Origin of the sequence: Hymenobacter nivis, assembly GCF_006439025.1 — a bacterium.
GTDB lineage: Bacteria > Bacteroidota > Bacteroidia > Cytophagales > Hymenobacteraceae > Hymenobacter > Hymenobacter nivis_A.
Window position 1 is genome coordinate 194213 of record NZ_RCYZ01000009.1, and the last position, 18787, is coordinate 212999.

18 protein-coding genes are annotated in these 18787 nt (G+C 66.6%); 11 read left to right on the forward strand and 7 right to left on the reverse strand.

Going from position 1 to position 18787, the window contains the following annotated elements:
* Nucleotides 1–11 precede the first annotated feature (11 nt).
* Together EAH73_RS19685 and EAH73_RS19690 are read left to right on the forward strand one after the other, a co-directional pair.
* Nucleotides 12–395: a hypothetical protein gene (locus EAH73_RS19685; protein WP_140469136.1), complete on the forward strand. Its 384-nt coding sequence runs from the start codon at nt 12–14 to the stop codon at nt 393–395.
* Between the two features lie 65 nt (nt 396–460).
* Entirely contained in the window at nt 461–874 is a 414-nt protein-coding gene (locus EAH73_RS19690) for a hypothetical protein (RefSeq protein WP_140469137.1), read from the forward strand.
* 23 nt (nt 875–897) lie between these two features.
* Here EAH73_RS19690 and EAH73_RS19695 read toward each other — a convergent pair whose 3' ends face one another.
* Nucleotides 898–1497: a Uma2 family endonuclease gene (locus EAH73_RS19695; RefSeq protein WP_140469138.1), complete on the reverse strand. Its 600-nt coding sequence runs from the start codon at nt 1495–1497 to the stop codon at nt 898–900.
* Between the two features lie 52 nt (nt 1498–1549).
* On the reverse strand, nt 1550–2995 hold the full coding sequence (locus EAH73_RS19700) for an aldehyde dehydrogenase family protein (RefSeq protein WP_140469139.1): 1446 nt from the start codon (nt 2993–2995) through the stop codon (nt 1550–1552).
* A gap of 193 nt (nt 2996–3188) precedes the next feature.
* Between EAH73_RS19700 and EAH73_RS19705 the strand changes: the two genes are divergently transcribed.
* Complete coding sequence (locus EAH73_RS19705; RefSeq protein ID WP_140469140.1) at nt 3189–4343, forward strand: phosphatase PAP2 family protein; 1155 nt, start codon at nt 3189–3191, stop codon at nt 4341–4343.
* 76 nt (nt 4344–4419) lie between these two features.
* On the opposite strand, the gene EAH73_RS19710 is transcribed toward EAH73_RS19705, so the two are convergent.
* The 3 genes from EAH73_RS19710 to EAH73_RS19720 all read right to left on the reverse strand — a co-directional run bounded on the left by EAH73_RS19710 (nt 4420) and on the right by EAH73_RS19720 (nt 6925).
* A complete protein-coding gene (locus tag EAH73_RS19710; RefSeq protein WP_140469141.1) occupies nt 4420–5097 on the reverse strand; it encodes a hypothetical protein in 678 nt (225 codons plus the stop codon).
* A 179-nt stretch (nt 5098–5276) separates the two neighbouring features.
* Entirely contained in the window at nt 5277–5939 is a 663-nt protein-coding gene (locus EAH73_RS19715; RefSeq protein WP_140469142.1) for a hypothetical protein, read from the reverse strand.
* 116 nt (nt 5940–6055) lie between these two features.
* A complete protein-coding gene (locus EAH73_RS19720; RefSeq protein WP_140469143.1) occupies nt 6056–6925 on the reverse strand; it encodes an SDR family oxidoreductase in 870 nt (289 codons plus the stop codon).
* A gap of 236 nt (nt 6926–7161) precedes the next feature.
* Between EAH73_RS19720 and EAH73_RS19725 the strand changes: the two genes are divergently transcribed.
* From EAH73_RS19725 to EAH73_RS19735, 3 genes are all read left to right on the forward strand, one after another.
* Nucleotides 7162–7902 (forward strand): hypothetical protein, encoded by a 741-nt coding sequence (locus EAH73_RS19725; RefSeq protein ID WP_140469144.1) that lies wholly within the window; start codon nt 7162–7164, stop codon nt 7900–7902.
* Nucleotides 7903–8026: 124 nt separating this feature from the next.
* Nucleotides 8027–8596, forward strand: a complete 570-nt coding sequence (locus EAH73_RS19730) for a pseudouridine synthase (RefSeq protein WP_240047345.1) — start codon at nt 8027–8029, stop codon at nt 8594–8596.
* A 123-nt stretch (nt 8597–8719) separates the two neighbouring features.
* Nucleotides 8720–9211, forward strand: a complete 492-nt coding sequence (locus tag EAH73_RS19735; RefSeq protein ID WP_140469146.1) for a cold-shock protein — start codon at nt 8720–8722, stop codon at nt 9209–9211.
* A 75-nt stretch (nt 9212–9286) separates the two neighbouring features.
* Here the strand turns inward: EAH73_RS19735 and EAH73_RS19740 are convergent, their stop codons facing one another.
* Nucleotides 9287–11731 carry an outer membrane beta-barrel family protein gene (locus EAH73_RS19740; protein ID WP_140469147.1) on the reverse strand — a complete coding sequence of 815 codons (2445 nt, stop codon included), beginning with the start codon at nt 11729–11731 and terminating at the stop codon, nt 9287–9289.
* A gap of 229 nt (nt 11732–11960) precedes the next feature.
* Here EAH73_RS19740 and EAH73_RS19745 point away from each other — a divergent pair, with 229 nt between their 5' ends.
* The 3 genes from EAH73_RS19745 to EAH73_RS19755 all read left to right on the forward strand — a co-directional run bounded on the left by EAH73_RS19745 (nt 11961) and on the right by EAH73_RS19755 (nt 14736).
* Nucleotides 11961–13031 (forward strand): sensor histidine kinase, encoded by a 1071-nt coding sequence (locus EAH73_RS19745; RefSeq protein ID WP_140469148.1) that lies wholly within the window; start codon nt 11961–11963, stop codon nt 13029–13031.
* Between the two features lie 97 nt (nt 13032–13128).
* Nucleotides 13129–13815: a LytR/AlgR family response regulator transcription factor gene (locus EAH73_RS19750; RefSeq protein WP_140469149.1), complete on the forward strand. Its 687-nt coding sequence runs from the start codon at nt 13129–13131 to the stop codon at nt 13813–13815.
* A 183-nt stretch (nt 13816–13998) separates the two neighbouring features.
* A complete protein-coding gene (locus EAH73_RS19755; protein WP_140469150.1) occupies nt 13999–14736 on the forward strand; it encodes a head GIN domain-containing protein in 738 nt (245 codons plus the stop codon).
* A gap of 118 nt (nt 14737–14854) precedes the next feature.
* Here EAH73_RS19755 and EAH73_RS19760 read toward each other — a convergent pair whose 3' ends face one another.
* Complete coding sequence (locus tag EAH73_RS19760; RefSeq protein WP_240047346.1) at nt 14855–17779, reverse strand: hypothetical protein; 2925 nt, start codon at nt 17777–17779, stop codon at nt 14855–14857.
* 159 nt (nt 17780–17938) lie between these two features.
* Between EAH73_RS19760 and EAH73_RS19765 the strand changes: the two genes are divergently transcribed.
* Nucleotides 17939–18334 carry a hypothetical protein gene (locus tag EAH73_RS19765; RefSeq protein WP_140469151.1) on the forward strand — a complete coding sequence of 132 codons (396 nt, stop codon included), beginning with the start codon at nt 17939–17941 and terminating at the stop codon, nt 18332–18334.
* A 43-nt stretch (nt 18335–18377) separates the two neighbouring features.
* On the forward strand, nt 18378–18785 hold the full coding sequence (locus EAH73_RS19770) for a hypothetical protein (protein ID WP_140469152.1): 408 nt from the start codon (nt 18378–18380) through the stop codon (nt 18783–18785).
* Nucleotides 18786–18787: the final 2 nt, after the last annotated feature.

Sequence of the window (18787 nt, forward strand, 5' to 3'; positions counted from 1 at the left end):
AACACGCACCAATGACGAAGCGCCCGCCCTGGCCCTACCTGCTGTTGCTGCCGCTGCTGGTGGTGCTGGTGTTTGGCAACTGCGGCGGCGGGGTGCGCAACGTCCTCAGCACCACGGATGGCAACACCTACCAGCGGCTGCGCGCCATTCTGGTGCAGGAGCGCACCAACCGGGCGGCGGTGCGGCACGCGCTCCGCGGCAAAAACCGCCGCTTCGCCAACAGCCGCATTGATTCCGTCAAAGCAGCCCGCCTCGACAGTCTTTTCCGCCGCGACTACTTTGGCTACCTGCAGGATAAATACACGCATCGCCGCCGCAAACTGGAGCGGCAAGCGCTGCGCACCAACAACCGGGCGCTGATTCCCGCCATCCGCATCCCCCTCAACACGCACTGAAACTGCGCCCGACAGCCACGGGGCCCAAGTTTGCGTATGCCAGCAGTCAACCCGCTTACTTTCCCATGCGATTTCCTGCTTTGCGCCCCCTGCTGGCTGCCGTGTTGCTCCTAGCCTCCAGCTGCTCCGTGTTTCACAAGCGCGCCAAGGGCCCCGCTCCGGTAACCGAAGCGGCTGCCGCGCCCGCCGCTGCGCCCACGCCCGTTACCGCCGCCCGCGACTTGGCCGATGCCATGGCCACCGTGCTCAAGCTCACCCCCGAGCAGACCGGCCGCATCCGCACCGTGCTCAACGGCACCGTGGAGCAGGTCAACGCCGCCAGGGCGCAGCACCCCGCCCAATCGCCCGAGCTGGCCGCCGCCCTCAAGCGCATCAACGTCACGTCGCAAACCCAGCTCCAGCAAATCATGGGCCCCGCCAAGTACCGCGATTTCAAGGCCAAGCAAGCCCAAGTGCAAGCCGAAATGGCTCGGCCGTAGCCGCGTGTGCGGCAACTGGGGCCTTACAGGGGCGTAGGCGTCGCGCGCAGCGGGGCTACGTCCGTGTCGTCGTACAGCTCGGCCAGGGGCAGGCTTAGGCCCAAATCCGGGATTTCGAGCACGTCGGCCGGCTCGCTCAGCAGCGTGTAAATCCATTGCCCGGCTTCGTTGCGCCGGAACCACTCGACCACCCAAGCGGTCTGCGACACCAGCAAGTAATGGCGCAGGCTGGCGAGTTTCTGGTACTGTTTAAATTTTTCTGTGCGGTCGTATTCGGCGGTGGAGGGCGATAAAACCTCCACGATTAACACGGGTTGGCGAATCAGGTACGGGTCGCGGCGGTCGGCCGGGTCGCAGCTCACCATGACGTCGGGGTAGGTATAGAATACCTTTTCCTGCACCGCTAAGCGCATATTCTCATCAAATATTCGGCAGCCCCGTTGCCGAGCCCCCAGCCGCAAGGCTGCTACCATATTCCCTTTTATCAGGTTGTGCGAGGCACTAGCTCCCGCCATAGCGAATATTTCGCCGTCGAAGTATTCGTGGCGCACCTCGCTTTTCTCCTCCAGAGCCAGGTATTCTTCCGGCGTGTAGCGGCGCGTTTGCCGTTCGGCGTGTCCCATAATTATTGTAATTGATCCGTCAAAGCTAAGTTTCCCAGGGGCCCCAGGGGCCCTACAGGTAGGCCAGCAGCCAGCCAATCAGGCGCTTCACGCGGCCGGTGTAGGGCGGGTACATGGCCTTGAGGGCAGTGAAGCCCACGCGCTGTTGCAGCACGCCCTTCTCGTTGCTGAACGCCAGGAAGCCCGCGTGGCCGTGCGACTTGCCCAGGCCGGAGGTGCCCACGCCGCCAAACGGCAGGTCGGGGTGGGCCAGGTGCAGGATGGTTTCGTTCACGGCCGCGCCGCCGGCCGCCACGGTGCCGAGCAGGTAGCGGCGGTTGGCCGGGCTGCTGCTGAATACATACTGGGCCAGCGGCTTGGGCCGGGCGTTCACGTAGGCCGCCGCCTCGGGCAGCTCATCAAAGGGCAGCACGGGCAGCAGGGGCCCAAAAATCTCTTCTTCGAGCACGCCCGCCCCGGCGGGCACGCCGGTGAGCACGGTGGGTGCAAGGTAGCACTCGGCGGCGTCGAAGGTGCCGCCGGTGGCCACGGTGGCGCCGCGGGTCTGGGCATCTTCCAGCAGCCCGGCCAGGCGGTGGAAGTGGTGCGGGTTGACCACCCGGGCGTAGGCTTCGGAGGCCTTGACGCCGGCCCCGGCGGGGTTGTAAAAGCGGCCGATGGCGGCCTTGATTTCCTCCACCAGGGGCCCCAGCACGGGGCGCTGCACGAGCAGGTAGTCGGGGGCCACGCAGGTTTGGCCGGCGTTGAGGAACTTGCCCCACACGATTTTCTCGGCGGCGTCGCGCAGGTTGGCGGTGGCGTCCACTATCGCCGGGCTCTTGCCGCCCAGCTCCAGGGTGAGGCCGCTGAGGTGCTCGGCGGCGGCGCGCATCACAATTTTGCCCACCGCGGGCGAGCCGGTGAAGAAAATATGGTCCCAGGGCAGGCGCAGCAGGTCGGTGGCTACGTCCTTGTCGCCCTCCACCACCAGCACCTCGTCGGGCCGAAACAGCTCCTCCACCATGCGCCGCAGCAGGGCGGCGGTGGCGGGCGTTTGCTCGGCGGGCTTGATCAGCACGGCGTTGCCGGCGGCAATGGCTGAGACCAGCGGGCTCACGGCCAGGTAAAACGGGTAGTTCCAGGGCGCGATGATGAGGGCCACGCCCTTGGGCTCGACCTGCACCCAGCCGCGGGTGCCGGCCAGGGCCAGCGGCGTGCCCACGCGGCGCGGGGCCAGCCACTTTTTGAGGTGCGCCGCGGTGTGCTTGAGCTCAATCTGGGCGGCCCAGATTTCGGTGATGTCGGTTTCCGATGGCGGCTTGCGAAAATCGGCGTACAGCGCCTCCTGGATGGCCGTGCGGTTGGTCGTCAGCCAGTCGCCCAGCCGGCGCAGGCGGGTGCGGCGGGCAGCCACTTCTTCCTGGCGCAGGGCGGGGGCCCGGCGGCGCAGCGCCTCAAACGGAGCTTGGTACGGGTTGGGGGCGGTAGCGGGCGCAGGTGGGGCAGTGGTGGGGCTCATGCAGGCAATGTGGGGGGCGGTAACCGGGGCCGGGGCCCCTCGCTGAAAGGTACGCCGGGGCCCGCCCACCCACCAAAAGGCCGGCTAGTGTTATGCGCATGTTATCTTTGCACCGGCCGGGGCCCCGGCGGCCGGCGGCGGGCCGCCACGTTTTATTTGCCCGGTTTTTTATTCTATTGCTTTAGCTATTACCATGTTACTACGCTACCCGCATCGGCGGGGGCCGTGGCAGCTCCTGGCGCTGCCGTTGACCTTGCTGTTTGCCCTGGGCCCGGCCGCCGCCGCGCCCGCCCCGCGCCCCGACTCGGTGGCCGCCCCCCGCCCCGCCGCTCTGGCCGATACCATTCGCCCCGCCACCACTACTACTGCCGCCGCCGTGGGGGCCCCCGCCGATTCGGTGGCCGCCGCCCGGCCCCGCCACGCCCGCCGCACCGACTATACGGTGGCCCCGGGCGTGACCTGGCATTATGAGAAGCCGCGGCCGTTTCAGTGGCTCTACCACATCCCGCGCGACGTGGCCGAGATGCCGGGCTACGCCTTCAAGAAGAAAAACGTGCCCCTGCTGGCGGGCATCGTGGGCAGCAGCGTCGTGCTGTTTGCCTTCGACCAGGGCATCATCGACGGGGTGCAGCGCGGCGGCCGCGGCTTGGGCATCACGGCCGAGGACAAGCAGCGCAACCTCTTCCGCCTGCCCTTCCACATCGGCAGCATCAACCTGCCCATCGAGTACAACGCGCCCGACAACTTCAACACGTCCTTGTACTTCCTCGGCGATGGCTGGACGCACCTCACCATTGCCAGTAGCTTCTTGGCCTACGGCATTTTTGGGCACGACAATAGGGCCCTGCAAACCTCCAGCCAGCTCGGCGAGGCCATCCTCACCACCGGCCTGGCCACGCAGCTCATCAAGCACCTCACCGGCCGCCAGAGCCCCAATGTCTCGACCCAGCCCCGGGGCAAATGGGACCTGCTGCCCAGCTACAACGACTACCAAAATGCCGTGCCCCAGCACGACGCCTTTCCCACCGGGCACCTGGCCACGGCCATGGCCACGGTCACGGTCATCGCCGAAAACTACCCCGAGTACCGCTTCATCCGCCCCGTGGGCTACGGCTTGATGACGGTGCTCGGCGCGGCCATGCTCAACAACGGTGTGCACTGGGCCTCCGACTACCCGCTGGGCATTGCCCTGGGCTACGGCTTCGCCAAAATTGCGGTGGCCCACGGCCGCACCCGCGTCAGCCCGGCCACGGGCCTGGCCCTGCCCCGGCCCTGGTACCGGCAGGCGCAGCCCGCGCCGTTCGTGTACGGGCCCTTCACCGGGGCCAGCCTCACCTGGCGCTGGTAGCGGCGGCGGGAGTTAGCCAATTAACGCAAAAAGCCCTTTCCCATGCGGGAAAGGGCTTTTTTTGGATCCTGGGGCCCTAAAACAAGCCTTTCTTAACGGTGCGGTGGCCGTTTTTGTCGAACTTGACGATGGTGCCATCGGCGCGCTTGATTTTTAGCGAGCCGTCGAAGTTGCGCTTGATTTTCACGCCGTTGGCGTACTTCACTTTCTGGAACGTCACCTTGGCCCCGCGGGACCGGTAGCGGCCGCGGGTGGCAGGCGGCGGGGTGGCGCTGGGCACCGCCAGGGCCACCGGGCGGGCGGCCACGGGCGCTACGGCACCGGTGCGCACCGGCGCGTAGTAGGCCGCCTGGTGGCGGGCGTACACTTGGTACTGGTGGGGGGTGAAGGCCGTTTGCAGGCGGCGGCTGGTTTGGGCGTTGGCGGCGCGCACGGCGGCGGCCTCGCCAGTGGTATCGGCGGCGTATTGGGCGGCGTAGCCCTGCAGGGTGCGGCCCCGGGCGTAGTACTCGTTGCGGATGCGCGTGAGCAGGGCGGGGTCGGTGATTTGCAGGTCGCGGGCCACGCGCACGGCCATCACGTCGGCGTCGTTGCGCAGCTGCAGGGTGTCGAGGGCCGACACGGCGGCGGCCGGGGGCCCCGTGGTGGGCAGGTAAGCGGAGGTAGCGGCCGTGTTTTCGGCCTCCTTTTCCTGGGTGCAGGCCCCAGCGGCCAGCGCTACCGCGGCCAGCAAGGCCACTATTCTAACGGTCATAGGTACAGCGAGTAAAATCAGGTGGCCAAGGCATTGCGCTCGCCGGGGCCCTGGGGGTCCCGGCGCGGCGGCCGGCCGGCAGGGCCCCCAGGCAAATTGCGGCCCAAAAAAAAGTCCTTCCCCAATCGAGGAAGGACTTTTGGTGCTGCGCGGCGCGAGTGTGCCGCAACGGGCAGGGCTTAGAACAAGCCTTTTTTCACGGTGCGGTGGCCGTCTTCGTCAATTTTGATTTTGGTACCGTCGGCGCGCTTGATTTTCAACGAGCCGTCGTCGCTGCGCTTGATTTTAGCGCCGTTCTGGTACTTCACCTTGCCTTCGTCGTCGCTGTTCTCGAGCTTTTTGATGCCCGAACCCTGGCCCACGCGGGCACCCAGGCTAGCCTTGGTGTCGGTGGCGCGGGCGGCGGCGAGGGTTGCGGCCGAGTAGGGCCCGCCGTAGTAGCTACCGGCGTTGGTGGAGTAGGTCACGTACTGGGGCTCCGACACGGCGGCTTTCACGGCAGTACTGGTCTGGTCATTGGCGGCCTTAATGGCGGCGTAGCGGCCGGTGGTATCGGTGGTATAGCGCGTTTCAATAGCTTGCAGCGCACGGCCGCGGGTGTAGTAGATGGGCTGCAGCTTGCGGGGCAAGGCCGTATCGGCGGGGTTGAGCTCGGCGGCCACGCGGTTGGCGAGGCTCAGGGCCGGGGTGCGGTAGGCCATCGTGTCCACGGTGGTGGTTACCGAGGTGCTGTCGCCGCCGGTGGCGACGGTAGTGGTGGCGCTGGTGTCGGTTTTCTCTTGCGAGCAGGAAGCGGTGGCGAGTGCCGCGGCGGCCAGCAGGCCTAGGAGTTTGGTGTTCATAAATGCAAAGATTAAGAAATATAAAACTGCTCTTTTCAGTTTTACGAAACCAATACGGCCGGGCCCGGGGCAGGGTTGCCCAGGCCCGGCCGTACCGGACACTTAACGCTTGCTGCTTAGGCGTTCACCACCGAGCCGCCGTTGGGATGCAGCGTTTGGCCCGAGAAGTACGAAGCGTCTTCCGAGGCCAGGAACACGTAGGCCGGGGCCACTTCCGAAGGCTGGCCGGCGCGGCCCATGGGCACATCGTGGCCAAACAGGGGCAGCTTGAGGAAGCCCACCGCCGTCACAAACGGCGTCCAGATGGGGCCCGGGGCCACCGAGTTTACCCGAATGCCTTTCGACACGAGCTGCAGCGACAAGGCACGCGTGAAGGCCGTGATGGCACCCTTCGTGGAGGTGTAGTCGAGCAGCAGCTCGTTGCCCTTGTAGCCGTTCACCGATGCTGTGTTGATGATGGAGTCGCCCTCCTTAAGGTGCGGCAGCGCGGCGCGCGAAATGCGAAACATGGCGATGATGTTCAGGTCGAAGATGCTGGTCAGCTCCTCGTCCTTGATGTCGGCCAGCGAGTCGTGCCAGTTCTGCTCGGCGGCATTGTTCACCAGCACGTTCAGCCCGCCCAGCTCAGCCACGGTGCGGTCCACAATTTCTTGGCAGAAGGACGGCACTTTCAAATCGCCGGGCAGCAGCAGGCAGCGGCGGCCTTCTGCCTGCACCAACTGCTGCACTTTCTCGGCGTCTTCCTGCTCGGTGGGGAAGTAGCAAATGGCCACGTCGGCACCTTCGCGGGCAAAGTGCACGGCCACGGCCCGGCCGATGCCCGAGTCGCCGCCCGTGATCAGGGCCACCTTGCCCTTGAGCTTGTCGGCCCCTTTGTAGCCTTCGCGGATGAATTCCGGGGCAGGGGTCATTTTGGCCTCAATGCCGGGGTGGCCGGCGCCGGCGTCTTGCTTCTGGGGCGGGAAAATGGTGGGCTTATCAGACATGATGAGATTTTAAAAGGAAAGTCGATTGGCTGTGCTAACGGCCAGCGGCACGGTGGGGTTAGCGCCAGCGCCAGTTTTCTAGCTTGAACCATAGCAAGATCCAAGTATTAGGGCTTCCGTATAATAGCAGCTCCGGGGCCCTGGGTTCATCTTTTCCATACCTCCGCCTTTTTAAACTTACGCCGCCCAACAGCCTCCAAGGTCCACACCGTCGCTACCCGCCCCCATTTTTTGCCATGAAAGCAGTTGAAATAGTTGTTGTGGGCGGCTGCCACGTGCTGGGCTGGCCCCAGAGCAAGGACCGGCCCTTCCCCACGCTGCTCAGCGAGCTGCTGGGCGGCACAATTGTGGGCCGGGTGCCTCACCTGCGGCTCTCGCACCTGGCGGGGGGCCTGGCCGCCGTGGACGAGCTGCACCCTACGCACGCCGTGTTTCAGCTGGGCAACTACGAGTTCACCGGCTACCTCAAAAGCCTGGTGCACCAGTACAACCGCCTATTCGACACCCGGCTGGTGGAGGAGAAGCTCGGGCACTACGCCGAGGAAGCCCACGCCGAAACAGCCCGCGGCGAATCCCCGGGGCCCCACCGCCCGGGGCCGGCTGGGCCGGCCCACTACGCCCGCGTGGGCGCGGCGGGGGCCCTCATTGCGGGGCTGTGGCTGTTTTCGCGCCGGTACCGCGCCAGCTTCCGCAGCCTGGCGGCCTGCGCCCGGCAGCACCCGGGCACGTCGTTCGTCTTCCTCTCGCCCCTGCCCTGCCTCGCGCCGGCCGACAACACCTTGCGGCGCTTTGGGGGATGGCTGTTGCGCCGCCGGCTGCCCGAGTTGCCCAACGTGCACTGGCTCGACTCGCATCAGCTGCTAGGCGCCGAAGCCGAGTTGTTCGTCGATGCGGCGCACCTCAACCAGCGCGCCCACCAGGCCCTGGCCTACGGGCTGGCCGCGGCCATCCTGGGCCACGCCGACGGCTGGTTCTGAGCGAAAGTGTGGGGCGGGGGCCCGACTTTTGTGACCTACTCACTTTGCTTTGCCCCTTTTGGATACTCTGCCCGCTCCCCCGTTCCTGCCACCCGCTGCACCGGTTTTGCCACACCGGCATTTTGTGCTGCACAAGCCTTATGGGTGCCTCAGCCAGTTCCGCAGCGAGTTTAAGGGCGAGCGGAACAAGCAGTTCCTGGGGGCCCTGCACGACTTCCCGCCCGGCACCATGGCCATCGGCCGCCTCGACGAGGCCAGCGAGGGCCTGCTGCTGCTCACTACGGACGGGGCCCTGAGCGCGCAGGTGCGCAGCCCCGGCGTGGAAAAAGAGTACTACGCCCAGGTGGACGGCCTCGTGACGGACGAGGCCCTGGCCCAGCTGCAGGCCGGCTTCGCGCTGCGCGCGGCCGACGGCGCCGCCTACCACACGGCCCCCTGCCAGGCACGCCGGCTGACCACGGCCCCGCCCTTTGCCCCGCGCACCCGCAAAATCCGCGACGAGCGGCACGGGCCCACCAGCTGGCTAGCCATCGTGCTCACGGAGGGCAAGTTCCGGCAGGTGCGCAAGATGACGGCCGCCGTGGGTTTGCCCACCCTGCGCCTGGTGCGCGTGCGCGTGGGCGGCGTGTGGCTCGGCGACCTGGCCCCCGGCGAGGCGCGCGAGGTGGCGGCCTTCGCCGGGTGCGGCGGCTAGGGCCCCGGGGTTTTAAGCTGACTACTTTTTTCGTAACTTTCGCCTTTCGGCGGAATCTAATTAGCCGCTTTAACCTTTTCGCTTTGGCTAGGCCAAGCAGCTACGTCGAACTAACAACAACCCATGGGAAGAGCACAAGAAACGTTCGGTAAAAAAGAGAACGAGAAAAAGCGGCTAAAAAAGAAAAACGATAAAGAAGAAAAGCGCGAGCAGCGCAAGGCCAACGCCAAGCCCGGCCAGAGCCTGGACGAGATGCTGGCCTACGTGGACGAGAACGGTAACATCTCCACCACCCCGCCCGACCCGACCAAGAAGCGCGTCATCAAGGACGAGGACGTGCGCATTTCCATTGCCAAGCAAGAGGATATGGAGCCGGAAGACGTGGTGCGCCTCGGCACCGTGGCCTTCTTCAACGACTCGAAGGGCTACGGCTTCATCAAGGATTCGCAGACCCAGGAAAGCATCTTTGTGCACGCCAACGGCTTGGCCGGGGGCCCCATTAAAGAGGGCGACCGGGTGAACTTCGAGGTGGAAATGGGCCAGAAGGGCCCCACTGCCGTGCGCGTGAAGGCAGCCGCAGCCACCCCGCCGCCGGCCCCCGCCGCTGCTAAGTAATACGCCCTGATTTATACGAAAAGCGGCCGCCACTCCTAGGAGTGGCGGCCGCTTTTGCGTGTGGGGCCCCGGGGCTTAGTTGTCCATGCGGGCGCGCTCGGCTTCGGTGCCGGTGTCGCGGCGCTGGCTGGCCTTCACGTTCTTGTTGCCGAATTTGTAGCTGAAGCCGAGCTTGACGAAGCGGCTTTCGACCTTGGTGACGTTGGTGGAGTTGACGCCGCCGGCGAGCACGTCGAAGCGGGTTTGCCGGGTGTTGAAGAGGTCGGTGACGTTGAGCGTGAGCGTGCCGGTGCCGTGCAGCACCGTTTTGGACACCCCGGCGCTGCTCACAAAGCTGGCCCGCATGGCCACCCCGCCAAAGGTCATCGGCGACATGTACTGGGCGGCTACTTCGGCCTTGAAGCCGTAGGGCAGCGAGAGGGTGTGGTTGGTTGAGAGCATGGCGGCGGGGCGGGCGCTGTTCAGGCCGAGGGCCCCGGGGCCGGCGTTCACCTTGGCGTACACCACGCCCAGGGTGGTCACGGTCTGCCACTTGTCGTTCAGCAGGGGCTTCATCAGGGTCACGGTGGCGTTCAGCTCGCTGGCGCTGCGGAAGTTCTGGTAGGAGTTGACCACGATTTGGGTGGCGTCGTCCTTGGTGTACGTGTCGATGAGCACGTCGGTGTGGTAGCCGTAGCTAACGGCCGTGGAGAGCAGGCTGCCGTAGGTGTGCGTCAGCTCGAAGTTGTGCGAGAACGAGGGGCGGATGTTGGGGTTGCCCTGGCTGTAGCGGTAGGGGCTGAGGTAGGTGACGAAGGGGTTGACGATGCCGAACTGGAAGCGGTCGATTTTGCGGCGGTAGGCAAAGCCAAGCTGCACTTTTTCGGACTGGTTGTACTGCACCGATGCGCTGGGAAACAGGTTGAAGTAGTGGCGCGCGGTGGTTTGGTCCATCGTGAGCGAAGTGCCGGTGGTGTTGGTTTGCTCGGCGCGCAGGCCCACTTGGGCTTCCACTTTCTGCACCGTGCGGCTGAAGGTGGCGTAGGCGGCGTTGATGTTTTCGCGGTAAATGAAGTGGTTGGTTTTGCCCAGGTCGGGGGCCCAGGGCTGGCCGGCGGGGGCCTGCTCCCAGCGGATGTCGTTGTCGGTGGTGGTGACGACGGTTTTCAGGCCGGCTTCGAGCGTGCCGCCGTAAAGCGGCTGGGCGTAGTCGGCCGACAAGGACTTGACTGAGTTGCGGGCCGGCGAGTTGTCGCGCAGCAGGTCGGCCGGGCCGGTGGGGGCCCCGGCGGCGTCGAGGGCGGTGGTGGCGTAGTCGTTGCGCCAGTTCTTGGCGTAGCCGAAGTAGTCGGCGTTCAGGCGCAGCGTTTTCTCGGGAGCCCCGAGGGTGGTTTTGTAGTAGGCGTTCACGGCGGGGCTGAAGAACTGGGCCTTGCCGGCCGTGGCCACCGCCGCGCCCGACTGCGGGGCCCCGGCGGGGCCGTTGAGCAGGGCCAGGTTGTCGGCGGTGCGGGTGCGCTCGTTGTACATGCCCTTCACCAGCACGCCCACCGAGGCGGTTTTGCTCAGGTTGTAGTCGAAGCCCAGCTTGGCGGAGTTGTTGCGGTTGCGGCGCAGCTCAAGGCCATTTTCGGCGATTTGCACTTCCGGGGTGGCGGCGCGCACGGCGCTGGTGGCGATGTAGGCTTGGTTGTCGAGGCGGTCGTAGCTGCCGTACACGTTCAGCGGCTCGGTGCGGTGGTTGAGGCTGAGGCCGGCGTTGGCGCGGCCGTAGCGGCCGGCGCCGGCGCCCAGCGTGGCGGTGCCGTTGGTGCCCAGCTTCAGGCTTTTGGTGGTTATCAGGTTGATGACGGCCCCGCCCTTGGCGTCGTACTTGGCCGAAGGGTTGGCGATGATTTCCACCTTGTCGAGCGAGTTGGCGGGCAGCGCGGCCAGCATGTTTTTCAGCTCCTCGCCGCTCAGGTTGGTGTACTTGCCGTCGAGCAGCACCTCCACCGATTTGCCGCGCAGCGAATAGCCGCCGCCCTGCTCCAGCACGCCGGGGGCCCGGCCGAGCACGTCGGCCGCAGAGCCGCCGGTGGCGATGGGGCTGGCGGCCACGTTCAGCACCAGCTTGCCGGCCTGCTGCTCGATGAAGGGCTTGGCGGCCGTCACCTTCACTTCGCCCAGAGCGTGGCGGTCGGGGGCAAGCGCCACGGCCACGGCGGCGGGGGCCCCGGCGCCCACCAGCACCGCTACGGGGGCCCCGGTGCGGTAGCCCAGGTAGCGCAGCACCAGCGTGTACGGCCCGGCCGGCACCCCAGCGAAGCGGAAGGCGCCGCGCTCGTTGGCCACGGTGCTCAGCGGGTTTTTGGGATCGGCGACGGGCAGCAGCACAGCGGTGGCGAAGGCCAGCGGCTGGCGCGACACGCTGTCGGTGGCGGTGCCAGCGAGGGCCCCGAGGCTAGCAGCGGCGGGGGCCCCGGCGGGGGTTTGTGCGGTAGCAGGAGTGGCGGCGGCCAGGGTACCGGCGAGTAACAGGGCGGAGAATACGTTTTTCATGGCGGCAGCGGTGGAGGAGTTGCGAGGGAAGGTTGGCCCGGCCGTGTTCGGCGGGGAGTGGGACAAAGCAACGGCGGCCATTCGCCCATTTTTCGCGTTTTTCGACCACGCCAGGCCCGGTTTCGACCAAGCGGGGGGGCCAGTTTTTTGGTCGAAAAAATTGCCCGGTTGGTCGAAAACCGCCCGGCCCGGTGCGGCCCCGGGGCCCAAAACCCGCCACCTTCGCCCCATGCAAACCGACCCCGCCGACCGGCCCAGCCGCTTCCCCCTCGCCTTCGAAGCCCTGATTTGGCTGAGCTACGTGGGCCTCTACAAGTACTCCGTGTACCTCAGCGGCGTAAAAATTCCGGCTGAGCGCAGCAACTTCCCCTACCCGCACTTGGCCCTATTCGCCGTCCTGGCCACGCTCTACGTGGTGCCGTACTACCGCTGGCTGGTACCGCGGCTGCTGCGCCAGCGGCGGTACTGGTGGCTACTGGGCACCACGCTGGTGTACTTCTGGTACGCCGAGAAGTGGAACTTTCAGTTAACCAGGCTGCTGTTTTTGAAACTGGCCAAGCTGGGGTGGGGCAACTTGGCCACCCTCCCGACTTGGTCGAATATTGAACTGAAGTTGACGGACTTAATCGCCTTCAGCTGCGTGGCATTCGTAGCCTACGCCTTTGAGCAGGAAACGCGCCGCCGGCGCATCGAGCGCGACCACCTGGCCTTGCAAATGGACCAGCTTAAGGCCCAGCTCCAGCCGCACTTCCTGTTCAATACCCTCAACAGCATCTATGGCCTGAGCCTGGCCGGCTCGCCCGAAACGCCGCGCTTCATCCTGCTTCTCTCGGAGCTGATGCGCTACGTGCTCTACGACAGCGGCAAGGACGACATTGCGCTGGTGGAGGAAGTGGCGTTCCTGGAGAATTACTTCGAGATGGAGCAGCGCAAGTACGCCGGGGCCCGCATTCGGTTCGCCGCCGGGGGCCCCGGGCTAGGGGCCCTGCGCGTGCCGCCGCTGCTACTGCTGCCGCTGGTGGAAAACAGCTTCAAGCACGGCCGCCACCACTTCGCCGACGGCGCCAGCGTGGAGGCCACCCTAATGGCGGGCCCCGACACGCTGCACTTCGTCATCGAAAACGACGTGCTGCCCCCCGCCCCGCCCGCCGCCCCGGGGGCCCCACGCCGCGGCGGCATCGGGCTGGTCAACATCCGCCAGCGCTTGCAGCTCTACTACCCGGGGGCCCACGAGCTGCTGCTCTCCGAGCACAACGGCCGCTACCGGGCCGAGCTTACTTTGCGCCTGCCGCCGCTTTAGGGGCAGTTTTGAGTTGTCAGTTGTTCGTTGTCAGTTATTAGAAAATTGGCCGACAACTGACAACGAACAACTGGCAACGAACAACCGACAACGAACCATGACCTCCCCTACCCTTCGCTGCCTTGTGGTGGACGACGAGCCGCTGGCCCACCAGGTGCTCGCCCAGTTCATCGGCCAAACGCCCGGCCTGGCGCTGGCCGGCGCCTGCCGCCACGCCATGGAGGCGCACGAGCACCTTACGCAGCACCCCGTCGACCTGCTGTTTCTCGACATTGAGATGCCGCTGATGAACGGGCTGAGCTTCCTGCGCACGCTCAAGCACCCGCCCAAAACCATCCTCACCACCGCCTACCGCGAGTACGCCTACGACGGCTACGAGCTGGCCGTGCTTGACTACCTGCTCAAGCCTTTCAGCTATGAGCGGTTTTTGAAGGCCGTGGCCCGCGCCCAGCCCGCCCCGCCCGCCGCCCCCGAGGAGGCCCACGTGCTGGTGAAGGACGCCCGCGGCCTGCTGAAGGTGCCCCACCGCGACATCCTCTACGTGGAGGGCTGCAAGGATTACGTGAAGCTGGTGACGGCCGCCAAAACCCACCTGCTGCACGAAACCATGAAGGAAATGGCCGAAACCCTGGGCGGCCGGTTCGTGCGCGTGCACCGTTCGTTCATCGTGGCCGGGGCCCACATCAAGCTGCTGCAGCCCGAGCAAGTGGTGCTGGCCGACGGCAGCGTGCTGCCCATCGGCAGCTCCTACAAGCCCGATTTGCTGGCCTGGTTCAAGAAGTAACCTGGGGCCCCAGGGGCGCGGTAGGCGCAGATGGGCCGCGGTGCGAAGCGGTGCCGAGGAGCCCGCTAAACTTCGCAAAACTCGGGCAGAAAATATTTTCCGGGCCCCTGTAACGCCGGGGGCCCCGGGGCGGTAACCAGCGCCAAAGCCTCTCCCCACACCTCACCTATCAGCTCCCTCCGCATGGCTACTTCTTCCCTCACTCGCCTCTTTAGCACGGCCGTGGCCGTGGCCCTGGCCACCACCGGCGCGCTGGCCCAGCAGCGGCAGGCGCGCCCGGTAGGCGGCAGCTTCGAGCAAGTCGAGTCTAGCGGCGGCATCGACGTATACCTCACGCAGGGCCCCACGGCGGCCGTGGCGGTGGAGGCCATCCCCGAGGCGCTGCCCCACATCGTGACGGAGGTGCGCAACGGCACGCTGTCCATTCACTGGGAAAAGGATTTCTCGTGGCAGAAAATGGCTTCGATGGGCGGCCTTGGGGGCCGGCAGCGCAGCATCAAGGTGTACGTTACGGCCCCGCGCCTCACGGGCCTCTCGCTGAGCGGCGGGGCCGACGCCCACGGCCAAACCCCGCTCACGGCCGACGACTTCAGCATCCGGGCCAGCGGCGGCTCCGACGTGACGCTGGCCTTGCAGGCCAAAACAGTGCGCGCCGAGTCGTCGGGCGGCTCCGACGTGACGCTGACCGGCAAGGTGGAGCGGCAGGACATGCGCTTCAGCGGCGGCTCCGACTACCACGGCTTCGGCCTGCAAAGCACCACGGCCACCATCAACGCCAGCGGCGGCTCCGACGCCGACGTGTGGGTGGACGGCGAGCTGACCGCCAACGCCTCGGGCGGCTCCGACCTGCACTACAAGGGCAACGGCCGCCTCACCAACCCCCGCCACGGCGACGACGACGACATCAAGCACGTGCGCTAAAAACCTGTTTTTCTGATTTTTCTGCAAAAAGTAACCTCACAAAAAGGCCGCCCTGCTGTACTCAGCAAGGCGGCCTTTTTGCATTCCGTAGCTCGCCGCCGGATGGGGCCCCGCGGTGCTACAGCCGCACGTTGAAGGCCAATGTTTGCACCACTACGCGCTGCAGGTAGCTGCTGTAGGCGATGCGCACGCCAGCCTCGACGGGCGTGCGCAGGTGGAAGACGTTGAAGAGGGCCAGCAGGTCGGCGCCGCCGTTGCGGAAGTCCTGGTAAGCGCGGGTGCGCACGGGCACGCCGTTCACGGGCACCGTGACGAGGCTACTGCCGCGGGCCACGTCGGCAAACACGTCGGCCCGCAGGCGCTGCACGTACAGCACCCGGCCCACCGACCAGTGCACGAAGGCCAGGGGCAGGTTGTAGTCGGCGCTGGCGGCGGCGAGGCGGTCGAAGCTGATATAGCTGGTTTCGGCCCGCGGGTACGAAATGGCGGCCGCGAAATTGTACTGGTTTTGCTGCTGGTACTGGTAGCCGGCGCGCAGGCGCAGGGCGTGGTGGGCGGCCAGGCCGGGCAGGTACACCGCCGCCTGGGCCCCTACCTGGTTGGCCTGCAAGGCCGTGCCGAAAGGCGTGGTGCGGTAGGTGGCCAGCAGCGTGGCCCCGCCGCGGGGCGCCACGTCGCGGGCGCTTTGCTTGAGCTGGCTCGCGTAGGAGAGGTAGGTTTGGAGGGCGTGCAGCGGCGTAGTGGGGCCCGTTTCGTCGCGGTTGCGCAGGGTAGCGGGGTAGTTGTACACCCGCTCGTGCAGGTAGTAGGCCCCCAGCGTGAGGGCCTGTAAGTACTTCGAGCGGGTGAGCACCAGCGGCACGCGCACGCCGGCCAGCACCCGGGCGTATTGCCAGCGGGCCGGGCGCAGGCTGTCGAGCGGCGCGGCCCGGTCGAAATAGCGCGTGGAATTGCGCCCGCCGTAGCTCGCCTCCACGTCCAGCACCGGGAAGCGGCCCTGGTAGCTCAGGGCCCCGGTGCCGGCGAAGGTGCGCTCCGTTTGGTCATAGCTCAGGCCAGCGAAGGCTTGGGTGGTGCTCAAGAAATCCTGCGAGCGCACGCCCACGCTCACCGCATTGCCGGCCGGGCTCTGCACCACCCCGTAGCCGAACACCCGGAACGCGTGCGCCAGCGGCGAATACCGCCGCACGCCGTAGCGAGGGCCCCCCGCCGAATCGGGCGCGGCCAGCAGCGCCGCGATGCGGGGCCCCGCGGGCTCGCCGGCGGCCAGCTTGGTGGCGTAGGGGTCGGCGGGCGCGTCGCGAGTGGCGGGGGCCCCCAGAGCGGTCCAAGTGGCGGGGTCGAGGGGAATTTCGACGACGCGGGCGCCGGTGGCGCGGTAGTCGTGGAAAGCCAGGGTACGGCCGTCGGGGCTCACGGCGGCGTGGTAGGCGCCGTAGATAGGCCTGGTTACCTGATACGTAAGGCCATTGCGCAGGCTCACGGCGAAGATGTTGTCTATGCCCGTTTGCGGCGAGTTGTAGAGCACGTAGTCACCCCAGGGCTGCGGGTTGGTCAGGTTCACGTTGGCCACCGGCAGCAGGTTTTGGACCTGGCCGGTGGCGGGGTCGAGCAGCTGCAAGGTTTTGCCGGCGGCGCTCAGGGCCACGGCCACAATGCGGCCGTCGGCCAGCAGGCGCGGCTGCTGGTAGAAGTCGTTGCGCGGGTTGGGCAGGGTTTGGAGCACGGCCCCGGTGGCGGCGTTCAGCAGCACCAGCTCGTGGTGGTAGGCGGGGGTGGTTTGCACGGCCACAATGCGGCGGCCGTCGGGCGCGAGGGTGGCGGCGGCGTAGCGGGTGCGGTGCGTGAGGCGGCGCGCGCGGCCGGTTTTCAGGTCCAGCACTTTCAGCTCGGAATACACTTGCTGCCCCCAGCGCGGCTGCTGCCGAAACTCGGGCCACACCGCCTTCTCGCCACCCGCCGACAGCTGCTCGGGAATGTTGACGAGCCCCGGCGTGAACACCCGCCGCTCGCGCCCGTGGCGGCCCAGCAGCACCAGCTGCGCAATGTCGCCGAGGCCGCTTTTCAGGGCCAGTACAGTGCTATCAGTCACGTACTGCGGGTATTGGTATTGCGTGAACACGCGCGTATCGGCCTGCCCAGCCAGCGCGCGCACCGGCGTGGGCGCGGGCCGGGCCGCCTGCTCGGCCCGCCAGGTCGAGTCGAGGTCGGCCATGGTGCGGGCGTACAGGGCCTCCACCCGCAGGCCGGTGGTGCGGCGGATGCCATTCGAGAACGAGAATGGGTAGAACGGGAAGCGGTAGTACTCGTCCAGCACGCGGGCCCAGGCATCGGGGCCCCGGTGGGTTTTCAGGTACGAGGTCATGAAATACCCCAGCACGTACCAGTCGGGCACATAGTCGCGCAGCGAGCCGCTCACCGCTTTCTGGTAATTGTACCGCCGGCCGCTCAGCAAGTTGGCACGCAGGCCCACCCCGAAGTACGGGATACGGCCGCGGCCGCTGCGGGTGAGGGCCGTTTCGGTGCCCACGGCGTCGCCCTCAAAAAACCACTGCGGCACGCCCACCGCCGCCACGCCCAGGGCCCCGTCGCCGAGCAAGGGCCCCAGCACGCGCCCCACGCCCTGCCGCGCCTTATCGAACTGGTTCACGTGCCGGAACTCGTGCACCACCAGCCCGTCGAGCCAGTCCACGGTGCCCAGGTTCTGCCCCTGCTCGGGGGTGGTAAAAAACTCGGCGTGCCGCGGCAAAAACGTCACGAACCCGTTGCTCACGGTGGTTTGGTTTTGCAGCACCACCGCCAGGGGCCGGGCCTGCACGCCCAGCGTGGCCCCGTCGGGCCCGTGCACGGCCTCCAGGCGGCCGGCCGTGCGCTGCGCCGCCGAGTCGAGCCCCACCGGGTACAGCACCCGGAAATGCGGCGTGCGCACTTCGCGCCAGCGCAAATCGGGCGGGTTTTGGCTGATAACGGGCAGGCTTTGGGCCCCCGCGGCCCCGGCAAATAACGCGGCCCCCAGGGCCCCCAGCAACAAACGACGCATCATGCAGCAAAGGCGGGCCGGCCGTTGGCCCCGCGCCACGGCCCCGCCCGGCAAGCTACTTACATTCGGTGGGTTGCCACTGCGGATGGGCCAGGCCGTGCAACGGTTTGGCAGGGCCCCGGCTCTTATATTCAACTTCTTCTACCATTCTAGTTCTGCCGTATGCGCCCACGCTTACTTCTCGCCTTAGCCGGTGCCGCCGGCACGCTGCTGAGCTGCAAACACGACGCCGACCTGACACCGCTGTGCTACGCGGGCACGGTGGTGGGCGGTTCCTGCTACGACGGCCTGCTGATCGACGTGGACCCGGCCTACCCCATCGGCAACCCCACCAGCTCGTCTAGTGGCGCTTTCTTGGGCCGAAACGTCATCGCGGTCCGCTACCCAGCAACGGTGACCCCCGTCAATACTGCCACCGGCCAGCGCGTGTACTTCACCTACACGAACGCCACCGACCAGCCAGTCGGCGCAGTGTGCCTGGCCTACGACCCTGTAAAACCAACGGTGCCCCACCTGGTGCTCACCACGGCCTCGGCCACGCCTTGCACGGCACCTTAGGAAGCTTTCGGTCCATCCCTCCTGCTATCCCCGCTTCTTGTCCATGCGCTTACCTCTACTACTTTCTACTCTCGCGTTCAGTGCTTTGGCCGGCTGCAAGCACGATGCCGATGCGCCGCAGTGCTACGCGGGCACCGTGTTGGGGGCCAGTTGCTACGACGGCCTCATCATCAGCGTGGACGCGCAGTACCCGATTGGGCAGCCCGCCGACTACGGGTTTGCGCCCGGCGATTCCACCCGGCTTAGCTACCAGAACGTTATTGGGGCCCTCAACAGCAACGAGTTGGCTCAATTCAACAAGCCGGGGCAACGCATCTATTTCACCTGCACCGGCGACACGCAGGGGTTCAGCAACTTCGGCTTTTGCAACCACATGGGCATTGCCCTGCTTAAGCACCACGTGGTGCTCACCAGCTTTTCGGCCTCGCCCTGTGGGCCCGCGGGGCGGTAGCC